Source organism: Brevibacillus sp. SIMBA_040 (genome assembly GCF_046535075.1).
In the GTDB taxonomy this organism is placed as follows: Bacteria; Bacillota; Bacilli; order Brevibacillales; family Brevibacillaceae; genus Brevibacillus.
Map to the genome: position 1 here is coordinate 88,844 of NZ_JAWRXI010000009.1, position 21,161 is coordinate 110,004.

General features: G+C 46.2%; 20 protein-coding genes, 1 pseudogene and 1 riboswitch. Of the genes and pseudogenes, 3 read left to right on the plus strand and 18 right to left on the minus strand.

What is annotated here, in order from left to right; all coding sequences use genetic code 11:
• Positions 1-94: 94 nt before the first annotated feature.
• The 8 genes from SB752_RS16425 to SB752_RS16460 all read right to left on the minus strand — a co-directional run bounded on the left by SB752_RS16425 (position 95) and on the right by SB752_RS16460 (position 8,158).
• Positions 95-475 carry a phage tail assembly chaperone gene (locus tag SB752_RS16425; protein WP_289137882.1) on the minus strand — a complete coding sequence of 127 codons (381 nt, stop codon included), beginning with the start codon at positions 473-475 and terminating at the stop codon, positions 95-97.
• An 11-nt stretch (positions 476-486) separates the two neighbouring features.
• Positions 487-939, minus strand: coding sequence for a hypothetical protein (locus SB752_RS16430; protein ID WP_410716698.1), 453 nt, complete (start codon positions 937-939; stop codon positions 487-489).
• Complete coding sequence (locus tag SB752_RS16435) at positions 940-2,277, minus strand: phage tail sheath subtilisin-like domain-containing protein (protein ID WP_410716699.1); 1,338 nt, start codon at positions 2,275-2,277, stop codon at positions 940-942.
• A 2-nt stretch (positions 2,278-2,279) separates the two neighbouring features.
• Positions 2,280-2,471 (minus strand): hypothetical protein, encoded by a 192-nt coding sequence (locus tag SB752_RS16440; RefSeq protein ID WP_410716700.1) that lies wholly within the window; start codon positions 2,469-2,471, stop codon positions 2,280-2,282.
• On the minus strand, positions 2,471-2,920 hold the full coding sequence (locus SB752_RS16445; protein WP_410716701.1) for a hypothetical protein: 450 nt from the start codon (positions 2,918-2,920) through the stop codon (positions 2,471-2,473). Before SB752_RS16445 ends, SB752_RS16440 begins: the two co-directional genes overlap by 1 nt.
• A gap of 352 nt (positions 2,921-3,272) precedes the next feature.
• On the minus strand, positions 3,273-5,852 hold the full coding sequence (locus tag SB752_RS16450) for a S8 family peptidase (RefSeq protein ID WP_410716702.1): 2,580 nt from the start codon (positions 5,850-5,852) through the stop codon (positions 3,273-3,275).
• 377 nt (positions 5,853-6,229) lie between these two features.
• Positions 6,230-7,273: a hypothetical protein gene (locus SB752_RS16455; protein ID WP_410716703.1), complete on the minus strand. Its 1,044-nt coding sequence runs from the start codon at positions 7,271-7,273 to the stop codon at positions 6,230-6,232.
• A 288-nt stretch (positions 7,274-7,561) separates the two neighbouring features.
• Positions 7,562-8,158 (minus strand): TetR/AcrR family transcriptional regulator, encoded by a 597-nt coding sequence (locus SB752_RS16460; protein WP_410716704.1) that lies wholly within the window; start codon positions 8,156-8,158, stop codon positions 7,562-7,564.
• A gap of 206 nt (positions 8,159-8,364) precedes the next feature.
• Here SB752_RS16460 and SB752_RS16465 point away from each other — a divergent pair, with 206 nt between their 5' ends.
• Positions 8,365-9,498: a serine hydrolase domain-containing protein gene (locus SB752_RS16465; protein WP_410716905.1), complete on the plus strand. Its 1,134-nt coding sequence runs from the start codon at positions 8,365-8,367 to the stop codon at positions 9,496-9,498.
• Between the two features lie 26 nt (positions 9,499-9,524).
• Here the strand turns inward: SB752_RS16465 and SB752_RS16470 are convergent, their stop codons facing one another.
• The 8 genes from SB752_RS16470 to SB752_RS16505 form a co-directional block, all read right to left on the minus strand.
• Positions 9,525-10,190, minus strand: a complete 666-nt coding sequence (locus SB752_RS16470) for a hypothetical protein (protein ID WP_410716906.1) — start codon at positions 10,188-10,190, stop codon at positions 9,525-9,527.
• A 254-nt stretch (positions 10,191-10,444) separates the two neighbouring features.
• The gene (locus SB752_RS16475; protein ID WP_410716705.1) at positions 10,445-10,921 is read right to left on the minus strand and encodes a DinB family protein; all 477 of its coding nucleotides are present in this window, start codon (positions 10,919-10,921) and stop codon (positions 10,445-10,447) included.
• Positions 10,922-10,951: 30 nt separating this feature from the next.
• A complete protein-coding gene (locus SB752_RS16480) occupies positions 10,952-11,506 on the minus strand; it encodes a DNA-3-methyladenine glycosylase I (RefSeq protein WP_410716706.1) in 555 nt (184 codons plus the stop codon).
• 147 nt (positions 11,507-11,653) lie between these two features.
• Positions 11,654-12,397 carry a type I methionyl aminopeptidase gene (gene map / locus SB752_RS16485; RefSeq protein ID WP_410716707.1) on the minus strand — a complete coding sequence of 248 codons (744 nt, stop codon included), beginning with the start codon at positions 12,395-12,397 and terminating at the stop codon, positions 11,654-11,656.
• A 252-nt stretch (positions 12,398-12,649) separates the two neighbouring features.
• Positions 12,650-13,465, minus strand: a complete 816-nt coding sequence (locus SB752_RS16490; RefSeq protein ID WP_410716708.1) for an alpha/beta fold hydrolase — start codon at positions 13,463-13,465, stop codon at positions 12,650-12,652.
• Positions 13,466-13,697: 232 nt separating this feature from the next.
• On the minus strand, positions 13,698-14,696 hold the full coding sequence (locus tag SB752_RS16495) for an ABC transporter permease (protein WP_410716709.1): 999 nt from the start codon (positions 14,694-14,696) through the stop codon (positions 13,698-13,700).
• Between the two features lies 1 nt (position 14,697).
• The gene (locus SB752_RS16500; protein WP_410716710.1) at positions 14,698-16,188 is read right to left on the minus strand and encodes a sugar ABC transporter ATP-binding protein; all 1,491 of its coding nucleotides are present in this window, start codon (positions 16,186-16,188) and stop codon (positions 14,698-14,700) included.
• A gap of 163 nt (positions 16,189-16,351) precedes the next feature.
• Positions 16,352-17,365, minus strand: a complete 1,014-nt coding sequence (locus SB752_RS16505; protein ID WP_410716711.1) for a sugar ABC transporter substrate-binding protein — start codon at positions 17,363-17,365, stop codon at positions 16,352-16,354.
• Positions 17,366-17,479: 114 nt separating this feature from the next.
• Positions 17,480-17,606: riboswitch (SAM riboswitch) on the minus strand.
• 217 nt (positions 17,607-17,823) lie between these two features.
• Between SB752_RS16505 and SB752_RS16510 the strand changes: the two genes are divergently transcribed.
• A complete protein-coding gene (locus tag SB752_RS16510; RefSeq protein WP_410716712.1) occupies positions 17,824-19,104 on the plus strand; it encodes an ATP-binding protein in 1,281 nt (426 codons plus the stop codon).
• Here the strand turns inward: SB752_RS16510 and SB752_RS16515 are convergent.
• Both SB752_RS16515 and SB752_RS16520 read right to left on the minus strand, forming a co-directional pair.
• A complete protein-coding gene (locus tag SB752_RS16515) occupies positions 19,094-19,570 on the minus strand; it encodes a hypothetical protein (protein WP_410716916.1) in 477 nt (158 codons plus the stop codon). The genes SB752_RS16510 and SB752_RS16515 overlap by 11 nt on opposite strands.
• 74 nt (positions 19,571-19,644) lie before the next feature.
• Positions 19,645-19,848: pseudogene (locus SB752_RS16520) on the minus strand (GNAT family N-acetyltransferase); the annotation flags it as partial.
• Positions 19,849-20,209: 361 nt separating this feature from the next.
• Here SB752_RS16520 and SB752_RS16525 point away from each other — a divergent pair.
• Positions 20,210-21,100 (plus strand): hypothetical protein, encoded by an 891-nt coding sequence (locus SB752_RS16525; protein ID WP_410716713.1) that lies wholly within the window; start codon positions 20,210-20,212, stop codon positions 21,098-21,100.
• The last annotated feature ends 61 nt before the right edge of the window (positions 21,101-21,161 follow it).

Consider the following 21,161-nt stretch of genomic DNA (forward strand, 5'->3'; position numbering starts at 1 on the left):
TACACATCAACCTCGTATTCTAGTAGATCCGACGGTCTGCCTCGGCCTCTTAGAAAGGCGCGGCAAATGTGCCAGGCTTCCCCGTCAGATCGGATCAGTTTTTTGCTTCTTCGATGGCCTCTTCCTCAGATTGGCCCGCGTTTACTTCACGAACAGCATTGAGCAGCTTCGTATAGCCTTCCGGATTATCGCGAAAAATCTTTTCCACCAGCTCATACTTCGTACCCACTTTGTACGCTTTTTTCAACTCTTCCTGATTCCAAGGGAAGTCGTGTTCAGTCGCTTTCACTAGACGGGCATCGTTGTAGAGGAACCAGTCCGTTTTCTCCCCTTTGTCAGCCATTCGCTCGCAATCGCGCAGCTCGGAGAGATTTAACTGGCGTACTTTCCACTCATCACCGTCAATGTTCACCACGATTTCTTTTCGTGGCGTTTGTTCATTGGCTTTTGCCAAATATTTTTGCAGCTTGCTCATGTTGATTCCCCCTATTCAGTGTACGCTGGCAATTCGTCGAGATAATCAGGCTTTTCGATGGACATGCCTTTGAGATCATAGGTAGCGTGGTCGTTGCCATCTGCCTTTGCTTCCCACAACGTAATTTCATCAGGATTCAACACGATATTTGAAATACGGACACGCTCGGAATTTCCAGCTTCCTTATCCAGCGTCTCACCGATCAGGAATGGAAGCACAGGCGTTTTTCCTTTGGTCAATTGCTGTACGCAGTAGTATTTCAGAGCAGCGTTCGTTGCAGTAATTTTCAGTGTCACTTCTACGTGCCAATCATTAACCGTCTGGATTTTCCCTTTTTGCAGACGATTCGTATCGCCATACTCCACCTTCAGAACCATTTTTCCTTCGAGAGTTCCGTAGATCGGGTCCCCATTTTCATCGTAAATTTGGCAGTTTTTCAGTTTAATATCGCGTGCAATAGCCAATTACAGCACCTCCCAGTCAATATCAAAGTATTCGATTGCGTCTAACGGTTTTGCGGACAAAAGGAAGCCTCGGCGGTCTCCATCGCCATTCTTTTGATCGACAAACGTCCAGCCTGTATCAATTGCGCCTTGCTGTTCGCGGACAGTCATATAGGCATTGACCGCGGACACAAATACTGCGCCACCCAAATCGTTGTTGCTCAGCTTGCCTTTATATTTTTTGCCTACTTGGCTGATGTCGTTGACGATCTGATCAAGCGTCATGCTGACACGGATTTTTCCGTAATCCTCGCGCTCTTTGGTACCGATCACGGCCAAAGTATTCACTGCGCTTTCGATAATGTAAACATCCCCGTCACGAGTGGCGATCAATGTACCTGTTCCGAGGGCATTCAAAATCTCGGTATGCCCCCAATCTTTGAGTGCTTTTTTCAGGGGAACGACAATTGCTGTTAGCGATTCGTGCGCTGGAGTCGCTGCAATCATACCTGCTACCCATGCAGCCCATTCCAAGCTTCCATAGACCTTGCCATTGTTGTGTTGGCCTGCAATCGCTGTATTCACGACATAACGAGCATTTTGCGCTACAGAGCGCTCGATGTGCTTGGTCATATTGTCGTCGTCCATGGCTTTGCCGCCGATGACAAGCGTGCTCAGCTTTTTATTCTGTTTGCGGCGATCCCCCATAAACTGTTTGGCAGCTGCTTGAACGGCTGCATCGTCAAAAGGAAGATACATCGTGTCATAATCTGCACCAGAAACAGCCATGAATAGCTTGGTAGAATCTGCCGTAGACAGAGTATCTGTACCACTCGTTCCTCCCGTCAAAAGTGTCTCAGCAACTGTGGTAATTACGGTATCTCCCAACTTTTTCACTCGGATGTAAATCGATTGACTCGTTTTAGCAGTCAATTCTTCTGCATCGGCAAATGAATACTTCTCTGTTTTGACTGGCCCTACTACTTGCAGCTCTCTTTTCCCCGGCTCAGATGTGGATGCGACAATACTAAGCTTCAAATCGTTACCGAGTAGTCCAGGATACAGCGCCTCTACCTTGATTGCATCTGGCTGCTCATATGTTGCCACTGCAGCGTTACCATTTGTCATGCGGTAAGCCAGGATTGTAGCGCCACCTTCTGCCGCCAGTTCAATTGTATCTACCTGACCGAAAGTTTCGGTCATCCGTTCGTCAAAGCTACCCAGCTTTACCAGTTCATCTGGAGCGCCCCACTCAGCCTGATATGGCACCAGCACAACACCACTTTGTGGTACCACACGTTCTTTTGCTTTTGCGATCAATTCGACCGTTACACCCGGTCGCTCACGTTGAATTGTCATGGTTACACCCCGCCTTTGTATTTGTTCAATCGACTTTTTACTTGGCTTTCTGCCAATGTCTGCTGCTCGGTCTCAGAAAAAAGAGCCCCAGCTACCTCGAACCGTTCGGCTCCAAAGTATGCGGCGAACTTAATCCACTCTCGTTTGGTTTGCACAAGCTCGGGGGCTTGTGCTTGCTGTTCTTTTTTTGCCACTATGTTTTGACCTCCTTGATATCAAAGATATTGATTTTGTCCACTGCGTCCTTTGGTACAGTAGCCTTGTACGTGAACCGAAACGTGATTTCCGCTCGATCCCGTTTATCCCTCCAGATTCGCAAGGAAGCGCTGTCCAGCTCGATAGTCAGATCATCGCTTTTCCCGCGATAGCTGAAGTGCAGCCTACGCAGAAGCTGACGTAGAGGTTCAATGGAAATCGGCTGATACACACCGTCTACTTTGGGATAGTGAAGCACAATGGCAGCCTCTGAAACTACCTGATAAGACGTTAGACTGCTCCCCGTCTCCATGACGCCATGTGTCAAAAGGAAAACGGTTGGAGCTTGAAAACGCTGTGCCATCCAGTCATCCACATTTACCAAGATCGGTAGCTGTGGATAAGCCTCTTTAATAAGATCACTCAGTACAGAAAGCTCATGATCCACGATAACCACACCTCTCGCTCTTTTGGCACGCGCCTTGCTGCTGTGTCACATATGCTCTCCTCCTTCATCTAGCGTAGCGAGCGAAGCCCGCCGAGCAAGGAGCGAGTGGACTTGAGCCTTAAACTCGCATAAATGTGTGGCATTTTTGCCTGGTTCCTTGCGCGCCGGGAACAAAAAACCATCCGGCTATACACCGGATGGCTTTTGTTCAGCTCTTATTTGTTTCGCTTGACTCAAGTATAAACGAAGTCAGGTAAAGAAGGGGAAAATGAACGTCAGTGTCAGGGTGTGTAAAGCTTTGTCAGGCAACAAAAAAAGACTCCCTCTGGAATCTTATCACCTAGTTTCCTTATTAATAGCTGACACGGATGTTATCTACATACGCGCAGTCCTGCCCTTTTGATGTGGAGCCGTCCTTTACGTAATTAAATGCTACGGTTTGGTTTCCAGTTCCGAGTGTCACCGAATAGTCTTTTACCCAGCCCGTTTCTCCTGAGGCCTTCAGCTTGCTCACACCGTTGACCAACACTTCCAAGTAGTCGTAGTTGGCTTCAGAGCTGACGAAGTAGTCAAACTTCAGCGTTGGGGTTTGAGCATAGTTGGTCGGAACGTTTTCTGTAAATTGCAATGTAGATGTTTCTTTATGGTTAATTGTCTTGCTCCTGCGGCTCCACGTACCAGTGGATGCTTCCACTTTGGAATCAGCCCAATCCCCTGTAAAATTGAATGCATAATTGCTGCCTTCAAATCCTTCAGAAATGGTCGCAGAACCTGCTGGAGGTAGCGTAATATTAAGAGTTACTGGCCCATATTTTCCTGCTGAATGGTTAAGTCCGTATACCTTGGCGTAAATAACATCGCCAGCACTCAATGGAACAACCACTTTTGGTTGACCTCCTCCGGCTCCATCATCATCCTTTCCTAATACAGTCGACTTATTAGAAGCGATAATTTCCATATAAGCGTCGAAACCAGACGAGGTGGTAAATGTATAGCTGCCATTATACGGAACTTTATACTTGAAGAACAGGTCTTTCGTGTCTTTGAGTGTACCATTGGAGTTCGTTCCATTTACCATAATAGGATAGTCGATAGATTCCCCGCTCTTGCTGAAAGGAGAATAGAAAATAACCGCTACATTGTCAATATATGCTTGGTTTTTACCTGCAGTGACTCCACCATTTACAGTGTAAACAAACTCAATGATATTTTCTCCTGTAACTAGCTCAATTTGTTTCGGGTGGTCCGACCACATTACTCCAGTCGTAACATCACCCTCACGCCTGAACGCTCGCGATCCGGTTACAATGACATCCATCGTATTTCTAGTATCACTATTCATTTTGTGGTAGAAAGTTAGCAGTGGAGTTTTCGCATCAGATGGTATGTTTATTTTGAATTTAGTTGAAGATTTCGTGCTCGCATCAATTTTGCTTCCCCAGCAATAAGTACCCGATTGCGCCTCCTTTTCTTGCCACCAATCCCCAGTGAATGTGAAGTGGTCGGTACCTTGTTCAAAAGTATCTTCGATTATAGTTAGTTGATCAGGAGTGTAGACCTTCAAGGAGTATACCCCAGTCGAATCTGAGTAGCTCGCAACTTTTACATAGTAAGTTTGACCCGCTGTAAGGTTGACAACCATCGCAGGGTTCGAACCACTTCCGTTGTCATCATCATAGTAAATCATGTTGTAATTTCCATCATATACATTCATCACCGTGTCAACCGTTGCCGAGTCCACATAAAAAATATGTCTTCCTGTTACGTTAGCTGTATACTTGTGATGCATGATGTATTTGTTGGTTGTGATTGATCCATTATAACCACTGTTGGTGAGGGTAAGGGCATTGGAAGTAAGTCTTCCAGGGTAGTCAGTAACAGTGGTCCAGGGAGAAATAACCATCCCCTTCCCGAATGTTTTATCCAATCCATCCTTCCCAATATCATATACATTCGTCTCAATGAGATTGCGAATTTGTGATGCTGTGTGATTAGGATATTGTTGCCAGTATAATGCTGCAAGTCCAGCTACGAAAGGAGCAGCACAAGATGTTCCATTGAATGATTGGTAACCGGTTGATGAAGTGCCTGATGGCGCTTGTACTCCATCCGCAGGAGCAACTACATTGATTTCCTCACCTCGAGCAGAATATGGAGAAATATCACGATTTCTTTTTACGGCGCCAACCGCAATGACATTCGACTGCTTTGCAGGATACATGACCAGATTGTTGATTTGCTTAAATTCCTCACCTGAATTACCTGCAGAAGCAACAACTAGTATTCCATTGTTAACAGCGTTATTAATTGCAGCCTCTACCCCTGAGTCACGTGCCCCTCTTGCAAGGCTGATACTAATAATTTTTACTTGCTTTCCTACTAAATGATCGATCGCTCTCGCAATATCTGCACCATCATAGCTGCCTCCAAATCCTATTGACTCGTTCATTCCAACGCAGTACAGTTCAGCATCAGGTGCTACACCCAGATGGCCAAGGGTATTATTCCTCATCCCAATAATTCCAGCGCAAGAGGTACCATGATTCGCCCAGTCATTTGTTACATCACCTCCGTCAACACTATAACGATACGCGTACGTCAAATCCTCGTGATCACGAAATCCAGCATCAACAACCCCGACCTTTACACCCAACCCTGTATATCCGCGGCTGTGAAACTCAGGAATACCAGATAATTTTAAGGACCATTCTGTCGTTTGCGCCATTGCTGAATGAAAGCCTCCTGATTTATCAACCTCCTTTACATCAGGATGCATTTCAAGCTGTTCTAATTGTTGCTCTGACAACTCCTCCACGATAAACAAATTTGGCGTGTTTGGCATTTCGTCTTTGATCTTTACACCTAAATCATTCAAGATTTTTTTATTTTCATGATGATTGTAACCATGAAAAATGATGCTAAATTTAGTCATGAACTATCTCTCCTTTTTTCATTTGATCATGCTCATTACTCTCGGTACCTCAATTCTCCAACCATTCACTCATATCTCGAATACAATCACCCCCTCTCCATAAACGTAATGAGCAAAAACTTGCGTCTCTAGGTGACTGGCACAAAAAAACCACCCGGCATTTTACCGGATGGCTTTCTGCTACTCGTCTATGTGTTTCGCTTGACTTAATTATAAAACAATAAATGGTAATTAATGGATTTTTTAAATTGGTGTAAGCTTGTGTAAACTTATGTCATGATAAAGGGACTACCCAAATAAATACAAGCCCGATTCCTAAACAAATCCTCAAAAACAATAAAAGACCCCATTCGGAATCCCATCACCTGCCACCCCTATCAATAACTAACCCGAATATTATCCACATAAGCACAATCCTGCCCTTTTGATGTGGAGCTATCCTTGACGTAATTAAACGTCACCATTTGTTCCCCTGTGCTGAGCGCAACCGTATAATCTTTCACCCACCCTGTTTCACCGGATGCTTTCAGCTTGCTTACTCCGTCGAGCAGTACCTCCAAATAGTCGTAATTCGCTTCGGAGCTGACGAAGTAATCGAACTTCAACGTTGGTGTTTGCGCATACTTGTTTGGAATGGACACTTTAAACTGCATTGTCGATGTTTCCTTGTGTGTGATGGCTTTACTCTTGCGACTCCATGTCCCGGTAGACGCTTCGACTTTCGAATCAGCCCAATCCCCGGTAAATGTAAACTTATAAGTGCTTCCTTCAAACCCTTCGAAGATCGTAACAGGATCGGGGCCAGTATTGACGCGGGTGGTCCCTGCCTTGCTTAGGCTGGAAGCTGACCCGTATGCATTACGAGCTGTTACATAATAGGTGTATGTGGTATTAGGCGACAGATTTGTTTCCGTAAACGTGGTTGCAGTGCGTCCTGCTGCTACAGAAACGCCGTTGCGGTAAATATCATAGGAGGTTGCACCCGTTGAAGAATACGTCAGTGTCAACGAATTGGCAGTTGGAGTCCCCACTGACATAGAAACCGCTCCTGGAGCATTACCGGTAGAAGGCTCCGCAATTCGCAACGTTACCGGACCGAATTTCCCTGCCAAATGGTTGTACCCGTAAACTTTCAAAAACACGACCTTCCCTGCAGTTAAAGGGACCGTCACTTTTGGTTGATTTCCGCCTGCACCATCGTCGTCTGCGCCCATAATTGTTACTTGGTTTGTGTCGATAACCTGCAGATAGGCATCGAACCCGGAAGCAGTACTGAAAGTGAAGCTACCAGCACGAGGAGCTGTATACTTGAAAAACAGGTCCTTTGTGTCGCTTAACGTTCCGCTTCCTGAGGTGCCGGAAACAACAATTGCGTTTGCAAAAGAATCACCAGGTGTAGATGCGTTGACCATTATCCCCATACTTTACATGTTCTCCTTTCATTTCGACCGAATTAGCGAGTCATGCCAGCCGAGCAAGGAGCGAGTGGACATACGCCTTCAACTCGCAATATATGCGGCTCTATCGCCTTTTTCCTTGCTCGCCAAGCACTTCCTGTCTGTACAAAAAAACCACCCGGCTAACATACCGGATGGCTTTGTGCTGCTCTCTTCTATTCATTTCGCTTGACTCAAGTATAACTCCTGAATGGTAAATAAAGGATAATTTTACGTGAGTGTCAGGTTGTGTAAACCACTGTCAGTCCTCTCTCATGACTCGCTCGTCAAGCCTTCCGCCAAACACGCAATCATCTTTGCCATCATTTTAGGAAAAATCTCTTCCCCAATTTCTGCGCGATGCAAAGGAATGAGAATAACGGTACGGAAAAGCCCGATCAACACTTCTGGATCGGTTTCGGTAATCCCCTTTGCCTGAAGCCACCTCACGAACTCCGCCGATTCCTCAAGATCCTCACGAGCATGCTTGTCTAACAGCTCTTGCGGAAGACGTGACACAATCCGCTCAAACTCTCCGCGCTGGTACAAACTCTGCAAAAAAGGGTTCCCCTCAATCGCCTGCCACGATTTTTCAAAAAAGCGGACGAGCAGCTCTTTTGGTGGCAGCGTCTCCCGCATGATCTCTCCGATGATTTCCTTCTTTATTGCCTCTTCTTTTCTCAGGACCGCGTAATACAGCTCTTCCTTTGAGCTGTAATAGGTATAAAATGAGCCTTTTGCAATGCCGCACGCCTGCACGATGTCATCAATGCTTGTCTTAAAAAATCCGTACTGAATAAACAGTTCTTTTCCTTTGTAGAGAAGATCGTTTTGGATTTTCTGTCTCTGTTCCGATGTAATCCGGGCCATCTGCCATCTCCTCAATTTTAATTTGACTATTTACACATTTTCAGTCATTTATTTGTTATATTGATTTTATCATAAAGGGACTTTCTGAAAACAGGAAAACTTTTTAAAAATGCGTCTGATTTGGAGGAGTGCGTATGCCTGCTTTAGCAGATGAACTTATTCATGGATTTGTTGCACCTGGATTCGAACTCGTGTGACAGGAGTTTATCAACAATTTTACGAAGCGAGGTGAAGTCGGAGCAGCTGTCTCGGTATTCATCGATAATGAAGTGGTCGTCGACCTATGGGGCGGCTATCGTAACAGACGGACACGCGACGTATGGGAAAAGGATACGCTCGTTCAAGTCTTCTCATCAACAAAAGGCTTTGCAGCGCTCTCCCTGGCGCTAGCCCATTCCAAAGGCTATTTTTCCTACGATGAGAAAGTATCCACCTATTGGCCTGAGTTTGCCCAAAACGGAAAAGAAAACATAACGATCAGACAACTGCTTGCCCATCAGGCAGGTCTCTCCCCACTCCACGCCCTTCCGATTCAGACCTTCGAAGACCTGGACACAGCTCGTCTAGCCACTTTCCTGGCAGCAAGTGCACCCGCATGGGAGGTCGGAAAAATGCATGGATATCATGCGTGGACGATTGGGGCATTGATGGGGGAAATAGTAAAAAGAGTAGACCCTCAGCGCCGAACCTTGCAGACTTTTTTTCAAGAAGAAATAGCAGAACCTTTGCAAGCTGAATTTTACATAGGCTTACCTGCAAAGGTTTCAGACAATCGAATCACTACGGTTGAAGGAATCAATCATCCGCTTCAACTCCTAAAAGGCATCACGCGTCTACCGCGAAAAATGCTGCTCGGTTTTCTTACCCCAACTTCATTGGTCGCGAGAAGCCTGGTAGATCCGAAAAGGCTTGTTGCAAACGAGCATTTTAACCATCGCCCGATGCTCTCTATCGAATTCCCATCTGGAAACGGAATCGGGCAAGTACGCGCGATGGCAAAAATCTATGGAGCTTTTGCGAGTCTTGCCAAGAAGCTAGAGCTGCTAGATTGCACCATGGATGAATTGCGTAAACCGGCTGTTCCCCCGCAGGACGGCTTCTACGATCATGTAAATTGCATGAATATCGCCTATTCTCTAGGGTTTTGGAAGCCATTTTCCGATGTGAAATTTGGCCGAACGGAAAGCGCATTTGGTCATCCAGGTGCTGGAGGTTCGTTTTGCTTTGCCGATCCTGACGAAAAGCTAGGCTATGCGTACGCGATGAATAAACACGGCTTCGGGATGGCGAATGAGCCAAGAGAACTGGCTTTGCGAAAAGCTGTCTATGACTGTCTATAAATCTGGATATTTTGCCTCTGACCGTCTTACCCGGTTGGTTGAATCTTGTTTCCGTACATTGCCCGTGCCATTTTTATAACCGCGCTTCGCTTGATCTCATAATATCGCTGTCGGGAAACGCCGATCTCTTTGGCAATGAGGTTGTTTTTATCTCCATCCAAAAGCGCTTCGACGATCAAACGCTCCTGCTCACCCGGAATCGTCTCCACTGCCCTGTTAATCCGTTCGATTTTCTCTTGGAGATTTTGCAGCCTCTTCCACTTGCGTTCCCGGCGTGCCACTTCTGCATGTGTCTTGTCACCGGTAACTCCCTTTCCTTTTGGCAATGCCGCTTCGATCCCGTACTGTCCGACCATCCCCTCACCTGCCTCACGCAAGTATCGCTGAATGCGAACAACCTCGATCAACATGTAATTATAGTCACGAATCTCATCCTCGGTTTTCTGGACAATATCCAGCGCTGGCTCCAGCTCGCTCATATGGCTAAAGCTGTCTGTTTTCACGCGTTGTGCAGTCGGTTTTGCCCGCGAACTCCCTACTTGGCTTTGGTCCTGCATGTACTTGTCCCATTCCGGGCAAGCCTCGATCTTTCCGACATGCATATCATGAACCTGGCAATGGGCTTTTTTCCCCCAGCACGTAGCCGGGCACACTTCGCATACGGCTTCCATCAGTACATCCTTGCTAATCAGTGTCATTTGTGCCATGATCTTTCCTCCTTAAGGGCATGTATCGGGTGTTCCATGTATAGAATAAAAAGAACGTTTGTTCGTATCATTAGTACAAGTATCTCATACAAAACTGACATATTCAAGCTTTTTCTACCATTTCTTTGAAATATCCAAAGAGCCACAGCAACGGTCACAGTAAACAAAAAAAGCCAGTCCCGCTGTCTTTTCAACAGAAGGACTGACTCCACTTCCTAAGCTTCTTTCGCGTATACTCATTAATCCCAAATATTCGGACGGGCAATTTTCATGGTGCGCATGTAATCCAGCAGCTGCCCTGTATGGACGGACTCATGATAAGCAATGCGCAGCAGCATGTCTCCCAAAGTACGAACATACCCGACCTCGGATCGATCAATCCGAATGCTTTCCAGATCACTTTTCGTCAGTGTTTTCACGTACTTCAGAAACTCTTCTCGAAATGGCGCCGCAAAATGCAAATCATCTTCTACCGTCGTAAATTCCTTTGTTTCAAAAGGATTGGGAATGGCTGATAATGCCGCACTTCCTCTATGGATCAAAATCTGGTGATAGAGAAACTCGCCCTCAATCACATGACGAATCATTTCTGCGCACGTAAATGCTTTATCATCCGGCTTCCAATTCAAAAGGTCGTTCGGGATGCTTTTCCATACTTTGATGCTTCTGCGTCTGACTTCCTCAAAGTTCAGTATAAGCAGGTCAATCTCATTCATGCCATTCCCTCCTCTCTAATCTCACACTTCCTATTGTTGATAGCAGTCACACGTTACGATATGATCGTTCACCATGCCGACTGCTTGCATATAGGCATAGCATATGGTCGTACCGACAAAAGTAAAGCCGCGCTTTTTCAAATCCTTGCTCAGCTTGTCGCTAATCTCCGTAGATGCAGGCACGTCCTTCATTTCCTGGAAATGGTTGTGGATTGGCTTGCCACCTACGAAAGACCAGATATAGCTGCTAAAAGAGCCAAATTCCTCTACCACTTTAAAGTAAGCTTTGGCATTCGTGACGACTGCCCGAACCTTTAATCGGTTGCGCACGATTCCCTCGTCCTGGAGCAATTCCTCCATTTTTTGCTCATCGTACTGAATGATCTTTTCCGGATCAAAATTATCGAATGCCCTCCGGTAGTTCTCTCTCTTTTTCAAGATGGTATACCAGCTCAGGCCAGCTTGAGCTCCCTCCAAATTTAAAAATTCAAACAGGAGACGATCGTCGTAAATAGGCACACCCCATTCATTGTCATGATAATCGATATATAAAGGGTCTTGGTTTACCCAGCCGCAACGATTCATTCGAACATCCCTCCCGCTAATTACGAACGTATATTCTTATTTAGATCATATACAAACTTTGGCTATTCTGCAAGTTTTTCTATCAATACTTTTTCAAATAAAAAAGAACCCCAGTAATCTGAGGTCCCTTCCTATTACCAGCCGTCATCAAGCCGTCAGGATGATCGGTTTGTCTTTGGTTATGACAATCGTATGCTCATATTGTGCGACGTAGCTCTTATCTGGCGTAATAAACGCCCAGCCGTCACGTCCATCCGTTACATACTCCGCTCTCGTGGAAATGAACGTCTCCACCGCCAAGACCAGCCCCTCTGTAAGCAAGCGTTTGTCCGTCTTGTCGTAGAAATTTAAAATATGGTCAGGGTCCTCATGAAGACTTTTTCCGATACCGTGTCCCGTCAAATTTTTCACGACAGTAAAGCCACTTTTCCGCGCTTCATTATGAACGATGCGTCCGATCTGACTCATTTTGGAGCCTGCCTTGGCTGACTCCAGCGCTTTGTATAGCGAATCCTCGGCAACCTTGCACAGTGATTGCTTCCTTTCATCACCAGCACCGACTACGATAGAAGCCCCTGTATCCGCATAATATCCGTCTAATTCGGCTGACACATCGATGTTGATGACATCGCCCTCGTTCAGTACAGTTCCATCCGGAATTCCGTGTGCCACTACATGATTCACACTGATGCAGGTGTAGCCAGGAAAATTGTATTCCTTACGCGGAGCTGATTCGGCACCATGCTGCTCCAATATTTGCTTGCCGATCTGATCCAGTTCTTTCGTCGTTATACCAGCACGTACTGCCTTAATCATAGCTTCTCTGGCTTCAGCCACAATTCTCCCAATACGCTTTAGGCAAATCAAATCTTGTTCATTCTGAATCGACATCTATTTCCCACCTTCTCGAAAAAACTTATCTTCTTCTGTTATATACAAATATGTCGCGTAACGCAAATACAATGCTACTTGCTACTACCGTTCTCAATAATTGTCATGGTGTTCCGAATGTATTTCATCGTTTTTTGTACAGCTTCTTCCGGGTCCATGTCTCTGCGCTTGTTAAGAAAATTGTAGTGAGCATACCTTCCCATACCCCGCCATTACACTGCGGTTCTTGTACCTTGTTATCTCTTAAAGCAATTAGGCTAGATTCATCGCATACACATCCGGGCGCAGCTTCGCCTGTTTTTGAATGAATCCGATCGAAATGCGATTGAACTCTTCAGGCTGATCCACATTGACGACGTGACCTGAATTCGCCACCAGACTCAGCTCTGAATACTTTCGCTGACTTACTCGCGTCTGAACAGAAGGCAAAAACATGTAGTCCTCGTCACCCATAATGTACATCGTTGGAATCGGAGGCTCTTTTGCTAGCAGTGCGTGCAAAAAGGAATTGACGCCTTTCGTGAGCTTGAACCATCTTTTAAATTCCTTTTGGCACAGTTTTTTGGCTTCTCTGACAAATAACGAGCGGGATTCCCGATGTCTTTCACTCGGCATGATCACCCAAGCAAACAGACGGTAAAGCCACATGTACGGAACGATATGCTTGACCAGGTTCCCCAGCGTGATCAATACTTGAGAACGGAAATTGAGTCTGGTCACAGCACCTGCTAAGACCATTGAGCGTATCTTTTCCGGCTCTTTTTCCGCAATGATCTGAACAATAATAGTTCCAAGCGATATGCCTACAAAATGAGTCGATGGTATACGCAGATGATTCAGAACATCAATGACATCTCTGCTCACATCAGCAAAGGTATAGTCCTTGAACAGCTTGCGTTTGGTGTTTTTGGATTTGCCATGCCCGCGCAGGTCGACGAGGAGAATATTGAAATTCTCTTTGTAGGATTTGATCTGTTTATACCAAATGGATGAGCTTCCCCCTGCCCCATGAACAAAGGTAACCCATTCATCATTTTCGCCACGTATGTATGTCTTATAATGAATCACTTATATTCCCCCTCACCGTATTATATAAGAGGGATGTCAACAGTGAAAGTGTTACCATATTATAAGAAAACCTCTATCGAGGCCTCTTCAAGGAGGAGCGACCGCGTTTTTGCGGATAGTTATTCTTGCTAAATCAGGATGCAGATAAGTGAAGTTTATACTTTCTGATTTAGTTGAAAAAAGACCGCCAAAGATCCCTTTGACAGTCCATCTTCTCTATTCAAAAAAGCTGCTACGCCTTTCTTTTCCGACGCAGCTGATAATACGTAATAGCCAGTGCGAGTGCAAGCACGGTTCCTTTAATAATATCGTACGCATAATACGGCAGATTCAGCATCGTCATTCCATTCAGCAAGACTCCGATCAGGATTGCTCCCACGAAGGTTCCGAACACATTGGGTTTTCCTGCCCCAAAGACGGAGAACCCGACAAACGCGGCAGCTACCGCATCCATCAGCATCGAGCCGCCACTGCTTACTTGTCCTGTTCCGATCCGTGCTGCGAGCAGCATTCCACCCAGTCCTGCAAATAGAGCCGACAATACATAGGCAAGCGTCCGATAGCGATTCACTGGAATACCCGACAGACGAGCCGCTTCCAGATTGCCTCCCGTCATGTACAGCATCCGTCCCTGTCTCGTATAGGTCAAATAAACATGAGTAATGGCAACAAGCAAAAACGTTAAAATAACGGGAACAGGCAGCGACAGAATCTTGCCCTGCCCCAGCCAGAGAAACCATTCCTGGAATTTACCTGGAGCAGTCGTACCGTCTGTCATCGGCATGTTCGCATAAATGGAATAGCCTTTGGAATAAGTCATATGAATCCCGTTTACGATATAGAGCATCGCCAAGGTTGCCAGCAGATCAGGAATCCGAATCTTTACAACCAGAAAGGCATTAATCAAACCAACCAGCAGGCTCAGTGCGATCGGAATCACTAAAGTCGCTACGACACCCTGTTCATACCACACCATCATGGAAGCCGAAACAACCGTAGTGAGCGACACCGTAGACCCTACAGAGAGGTCGAATCCCCCTACAATGAGGGAAAAGGTAACGCCGATCGCAACGAACGTCACAATCGAAATGGAGCGCAGAATGTCGGTAATGTTGTCATACGTAAAGAAGTACGGATTGGTAAGGCTAAACAGAAGCATAACGATGACAATAACAGCGACTGTTCCATATTTATAAACAAAGTCAAACAAGCTAAATTTCTTTCCTTCCACGCTACTCACCTCCGCTTGCATAATACATAATCAGCTCTTGGGTCGCCTCGGCGCGACTCAGCTCTTTGACGATTTTTCCTTCAAACATGACGAGAATACGATCCGCAATCCCGATCACTTCCTGAAACTCGCAGGAAAAATACAGAATCCCCTTTTTTTGCTCGGCCAGCTTCCCGATCAGACGATAAATATCACTTTTGGCGCCAATATCTACCCCTTTGGTCGGTTCATCGAATATAAAAATGCTCGAATCGGTATTCAGCCACTTCCCGATCGCGACCTTTTGCTGGTTACCACCACTGAGATGACCAACCAGCTGCGCGATATCAGCCGTTTTCACACCAAGCTTTTGCACCAAATCTCTTGACTGCTTGGATTCTATTCCTTTGCGGATAAAGCCAAGTGGAGAAAAGCTGGTCAAGGTGGCTACCGACAGGTTGTTGTTGACCGATTCCTCTACAAAAATGCCTTCCTTTCGTCTTTCCTCCGGCACGAGAACGATCCCCGCATCGACAGCATCCTTGGGAGAAGTCATACGCACTTGCCGTTCTTTTAGCCTGATGTCACCGGAATCCTTCTGGTCTGCACCGAACAACAAGCGAGCCAGCTCCGTTTTCCCTGCACCCACAAGTCCGACTACGCCGACAATCTCGCCCTCGCGCACATGCAAATCGGCCCTGCGCACCTTGCCGCCGGCCACAGCCCGGGCCTCGAGAACGGTTTCTCCAATCGGCACCTCCACTTTTGGGAACTCCTCGGAAAAGCTTTTGCCCAGCATGTGCGAGATCACTTCGTCCATGCTCGCCGCCGCTGTCTCTGTCGTAATGACGCCCTGACCATCTCGCATAATCGTGATCCGATCACAGATTTCAAAAATCTCTGGCAGACGGTGGGAAATGTAGATAATCCCTACTCCGGCGCTTTTTAGCTGCGCGATGATTTGAAACAGCCGCTCGCTTTCCTTTGTGCTGAGTGGAGCGGTCGGTTCGTCGAAAATGACGTATTTTGCTTTTTGCACAGTAGCGCGCGCAATCAGGATCAGCTGCTTTTCTGACAGGGTACATTGCTCCACCAGCATTTTCACAGGGATAGAAAACCCGAAGCCCTGCAAAATCTTTTCCGATTCGGCGTACAAGCTCTGCCAGTTGAGGAATCCCTTTTTTTTCGAGGATACAAGCTGATCCAGCAAAATATTTTCAGCTACGCTTAAATAAGGGACGAGTGCGGTATCGACCTCCTGATAGACACACTGAATACCCAGCGCCTTGGCGTCTTGCGGAGATTGTATCGTCACCTCTTTGCCGTCGATGGAAATAGATCCTCCATCCGCCTGATAGGCGCCTGTAAGAATCTTCATCAATGTGCTTTTCCCTGCCCCATTCGCTCCTAGCAGCGCGTGAACCTCGCCAGCTTTCACTTCAAACTGCACCGACCGAAGCGCCGGAATGCTAGAAAACTGCTTTACAATGCCTTTCATTTGTAAGGTAGACATGCGCTGCACCTCCCCGATTCAAAAAAAGTTAGCTCTTCGTGAAAAAAAAACCTCTATAGCGGTCAACTCACCCGGGAGCGACCGCGTTTTAGAGGATCGTTTTATCGTGGTAATGCCAGATGCGAGCACGGCTGCTTTCGCTCGCTGACGCACGTAACAGTTTTTACTTGCCCCACTCGCTTACGTATTGGGACAGATCACCCATCGTTACTTTTTTATCCTTTGGCAAGTCAGATTGCTTCACCAGTACAGGATTCAGCTTCACACTTTCAGGTACTTGCTCGCCCTTGATCTTTTGGAAAACAGTTTGCGCATGGATGCGTCCGATATTCGATGGGTCAACTGCTGCGGTCGCTGCCCATGGAGAGTTTGCCTCCTGGATCAGTTGCAAATCCTCATCGCTCAAGTCGATGGCATATACCTTGATTTCGTTGCGACCTGCCTGCTGGATGGCACGAGTAGCACCTTTGGCAAATTCATCCCACGCTGCCCATACAGCTGTGATATCGCCCTTGTTCGGGTACTTTTTCAAGATCGCTTCCATCTGTGTTTGCGTGTCCAAGGCTGTATTGTTGGTTGCTGAACCAAAAGCAGCAATTTCCTTGATATCCGGGTACTTTTTGAGGAAAGCATCATACGTGACTTGGCGTTTTTCCATTGGGGCAAAACCGGCTACCCAGATTTTCACGATGTTTCCTTTGCCGTTGTTATCTGCTGCCAGCTGCTCCAGACTCAGCTCTGCCAGCTTGTTATCATCCTGCTCTACTACTGGCACACCTGGCAATTTAATATCGGTGTCGAAGAGGACAACCGGAATTTTCTTGTCGATTGCTTTTTGCGTACCTTGCTGCAATGCTTCTGCTGTACCGTGGTCGATCAAGATTCCATCAAAGTGCTGGTTTACCGCTGCATCCAGATTGGAAGCCATTTTCGACAGGTCTGTATCCGCGTTGAATACAGTCAATTGTCCGCCGTTTTTCTCTACCTCTGTTTTTACGCCATTGATGTACTGCGCAGAGAACGTACCTACGTTTTGGCGCATGATGAGTGCGATCTTTTTCGCATTGTCGCCACCCGCTCCGCCTGCGCCACCTGTTGCACCACCACTACCGCATGCTGTCAGCACTACCGACAGTGCCAATACTACTGAGCTTACCAATCCTAATTTCTTTTTCATCTCCATGATCCCCCTTTTTTCTGTCTCCCTTTTTCCGCCTAAAGCTATGTGCGAAAGCAACCAAAAAAGCCTCTTTCAACAGATGAAAGAGGCTTCAATCGACAAGATTCCCGCCTCTTATCTGTCAGGTAGCATCTACCTGTTGGAGTTAGCACCTTGGCTTGCAAGAGTTAAGTAACGTCTCACATGCTAGGTTGCCGGGCTTCATAGGGCCATTCCCTCAGCCTTCTCTGGATAAGAGTTGTTATTATATTCAAAACGTTTTGTATTAGTATATACAGACTATAATCCTTCCATTACCCATCTGTCAACTGGGTGTTTTGAACAAGATCGAGGCTTGGTGTAGCCAAGTTTTCTAAATAAGAAGCATGACCAAAGAAATAGAGGATTTGTGTTGTGTCTTGTCGAAATATTTTGAACAGATACATAACCTAAACAGTCTGGTATGGGGATGTCCAATGAGCCTACTAAAAGAAGTGATTCTACAGCTCTTCTTTGCTCTTACTCCGTTTGTTTTGTACAACATATATTACCGAGACAAGCTCCAAAATTACAGCAAAGCCTTTATTCTCATAACCAGCTCGATCAGCCTTTTTCTTGCCATGACGTTTGCGTCCAGCGTTGTTGACGGCATCATTTTTGATATACGTTATGTCATTATGTTTTTTGGACTTGTTTATGGAGGCATGCAGACGGCACTGATTCTGCTTATCGAGTTTATCATCTATCGGTGTTATTTGGGTGGGGAAGGAACAGGAGTCGCCCTTCTCATGCTCGTGTGCACCTTTCTGCTCTCTGTCGTGATCTATAAGCTATACCAAAAGACTCATAAGAAAACTTTTTTTACTTTCATGGCTGGAATCGTTTTTTCAGCTGTTGCGCTCGGCCTGACCTTTATCTTTTTTCCTGACTATGTGAAAAAACATCTGGCTTATCATGTATTTGTCATTCCTGTCCAAAACTCGGTAGGCATTTGGCTCCTGATGTCATTATTTGGCAAGTCAATTGCAGACAAGGAGCTATTCATTGCCCACGCCCAAAATGAAAAAATCCAGGCCATGAGCCATGTCGCTGCCTCACTCGCACATGAAGTTCGCAACCCGTTGACTGCGGTAAAGGGCTTTTTGCGTTTAATGCAGGAGAGTCCTAATGAACGTGCCAAAACCGAACAGTACATCAAGATCAGCCTCGATGAAATCAAGCGAACGGAATCCATATTAACGGAGTACCTTTCCATCTCCAAGCCTCTACAGGAGCGCTCTGAGCCGATCAATGTATCCGAACAGCTCCATGTCATTCAAGAGGTCATGCTTCCTTTTGCCAACATGCATAATGTGGAGCTGGATGTACAAATATACGATACGCCTGTAACAATCATCGCCAATCCTGACGAGATCAAGCAGGTGCTGGTCAACTTTGTCAAAAACTCGATCGAGGCTTGCGCGGATGTACAGAATGGACGTGTCATACTATCGATCCTGATTGAAAAAGGAAACGCTATTCTCATGATCACTGATAATGGAATTGGCATGGATGCGGGGCAAATCCAACGCCTTGGCTCTATTTATTTCTCGACCAAAACAAGCGGGACAGGTTTAGGTCTCACCTACTCCTATCATGTCATCCATTCAATGGGCGGCACCGTTCAGGTAACAAGTGAGCCGTTTATCGGGACCCAGTTTACGATTACGTTTCCTTGTCATGCAATCGAAAAAGTGGGAACAAACCTTACTGCCTGAGCACTTTTGTCATACATACTTGCTCTGCCATCCGGGTAAAGCCTGCATCTTGCAATGCCGTAGCCACTGCTCGGTTGCCTGCTGGCAAATTTACAGTCAAACGATGGCATTCCTGATCCAGCGGCGCAAAAGCATGGGCCAGTGCATAGCGGACGATTTCGGCATGATCCTGACGCTGTGGATCGGCCTCACAATGAAAAAGCAGGATCGTCGACAAAGCTTGGTTTTCTTCATAAAGCCGTCGATACAAAGCATATCCAATGACGCGCTCTTCTCGATCGATGACGAGGAGCGCTTCTTTGTTTTCAATCGTTTGCCATTGTATGTCCCATACCGGATTCGTCCAAAAAGACAATTGGTATACGTCATGAGGTATCCCGTACAAAATGCGGTAGCGGGACTGAAAATCGTCGCCACATAGCGTACCAAGTACTCCTTTCTTTTCAAGGAAAATCGACTGATCCACCAGCTCGAACCCCAATTTTTCATACAACGAAATCGCTTTTTCATTTTCCCGTATAGTGCCGCGAGCTCTACCCCCTGCTCCTCGTAAATGCGGAGCGTCTCCTCCATCAATGCCTGCCCAACACCTTGCTTGCGATAGACTGTAGCAACTCCTGTCCCTCCATTCCACCCCACCTTTTTGCCGTTACGCTGCCAAATCCCGTTTAATACGATCCCTACTGGCTCATCGTTCATAAAAGCAATGACAGAATGGAGGGGAGACAGCTCTTCTTTCCCCATTTTCAGAGAGAGCGTGTCTGCCGTTTTGGATTGATCAAAGTAGTATCCTTCAAACCGCGGTTGTACGCCTGTACCGCCTCATCTAGTGTGCACTGGTTAAATCTTTTGAACGTGAGCATAGAATCGCCTCCAAAAAGGAAATGTGATCATTGCAGTTATTTTACTAAAAATTTCTAATTAATAAAATATTTTTTATTAAAATGAGCTACTCAACCACGCTGAATCACTCTCCCCCTATTTTTCGATCCTATCGCAGCAAATGCTTATAAAAAAGTCATGCTTGACCGATATGAATAAAGTGAATGCTACCTCTTCCTATACGAGGACGTCACTATTACTCGACATCTTGGGGGAAACGTAAGTGCAGTATAAATCCCGTTCCTTTTCGCTCTTGGCTCTCGTTACATTATTCGTATTCATGACAGGCTTTTCCACAGAAAACAAGCAAATAAAAGCAACCTGGATCTGGCATACGAGCTTGATTGCTTCCGAGCCTGATCAGATTATTTCATTTAGCAAGGAACAAGGCGTAAACCTCCTATACTTGCAGATGGACCTTTCGCAAAAGCCTGAATACTATCGTCCGTTTATTCGAAAGGCAAGTGAGGCGGGCATTGACGTTCATGCGCTTGGGGGCAGTCCACAATGGGGCTTGGAAGCAAACCGCCCGAGAATCCTCGCACTGGTTGACTGGGTCCTTGCCTATAACCAAACAGCTGGGGATGAAGAAAAATTTAACGGAATTCATCTCGACATCGAGCCCTATTTATTGCCGCAATGGAAGACAGATCAAGCATCCGTCGTCAGACAGTGGAAGGAAAATGTAGAAGCCTATACAACACATGTCCAAAAGGACCCAAGTCTGGAGATCGGCTGCGATATTCCGTTCTGGCTGGACAAGGTGTATTTGCCAGATGAGGCTGAACCTGCCACCGCCTTTAGCAAATGGCTAATCTCCAAGCACGATCATGTTACCATCATGTCCTATCGCGATCGAACCGAGGGACCGAACAGCATCACTGCTTTAGTTACGGAGGAAATAGGCTGGGCTGATGAGCTGGGTAAAAGCATACTGCTCGCTGTAGAAACAAAAGAAAGTCACGAAGGCAATCATATTTCTTTTTTCGAGGAAGGCAAAACGTATATGAACCTCATGCTGTCTCGGCTGTCGGACTTGATGTCTGTTCACCCATCCTTTAAGGGAACAGCGATTCATTCTTATGAGCATTGGACCGTATTGAAAGAACAATAATAGACAAATCGCAAATGAAAAGGCAGTGGAAGTTTCGGACGTAAAAATAAAGTCCTAGACT

Bases quoted from the DNA above. Each gene is read 5' to 3' on its own strand.
- SB752_RS16425 (WP_289137882.1), bottom strand. From the start codon at position 475: ATGAGCAAGCTGCAAAAATATTTGGCAAAAGCCAATGAACAAACGCCA.
- SB752_RS16435 (WP_410716699.1), bottom strand. From the start codon at position 2,277: ATGACAATTCAACGTGAGCGACCGGGTGTAACGGTCGAATTGATCGCA.
- SB752_RS16480 (WP_410716706.1), bottom strand. From the start codon at position 11,506: ATGAATCGTTGCGGCTGGGTAAACCAAGACCCTTTATATATCGATTAT.
- SB752_RS16450 (WP_410716702.1), bottom strand. From the start codon at position 5,852: ATGACTAAATTTAGCATCATTTTTCATGGTTACAATCATCATGAAAAT.
- SB752_RS16460 (WP_410716704.1), bottom strand. From the start codon at position 8,158: ATGGCCCGGATTACATCGGAACAGAGACAGAAAATCCAAAACGATCTT.
- SB752_RS16475 (WP_410716705.1), bottom strand. From the start codon at position 10,921: ATGAATGAGATTGACCTGCTTATACTGAACTTTGAGGAAGTCAGACGC.
- SB752_RS16500 (WP_410716710.1), bottom strand. From the start codon at position 16,188: ATGTCTACCTTACAAATGAAAGGCATTGTAAAGCAGTTTTCTAGCATT.
- map (WP_410716707.1), bottom strand. From the start codon at position 12,397: ATGTCGATTCAGAATGAACAAGATTTGATTTGCCTAAAGCGTATTGGG.
- SB752_RS16510 (WP_410716712.1), top strand. From the start codon at position 17,824: ATGAGCCTACTAAAAGAAGTGATTCTACAGCTCTTCTTTGCTCTTACT.
- SB752_RS16455 (WP_410716703.1), bottom strand. From the start codon at position 7,273: ATGGGGATAATGGTCAACGCATCTACACCTGGTGATTCTTTTGCAAAC.
- SB752_RS16505 (WP_410716711.1), bottom strand. From the start codon at position 17,365: ATGAAAAAGAAATTAGGATTGGTAAGCTCAGTAGTATTGGCACTGTCG.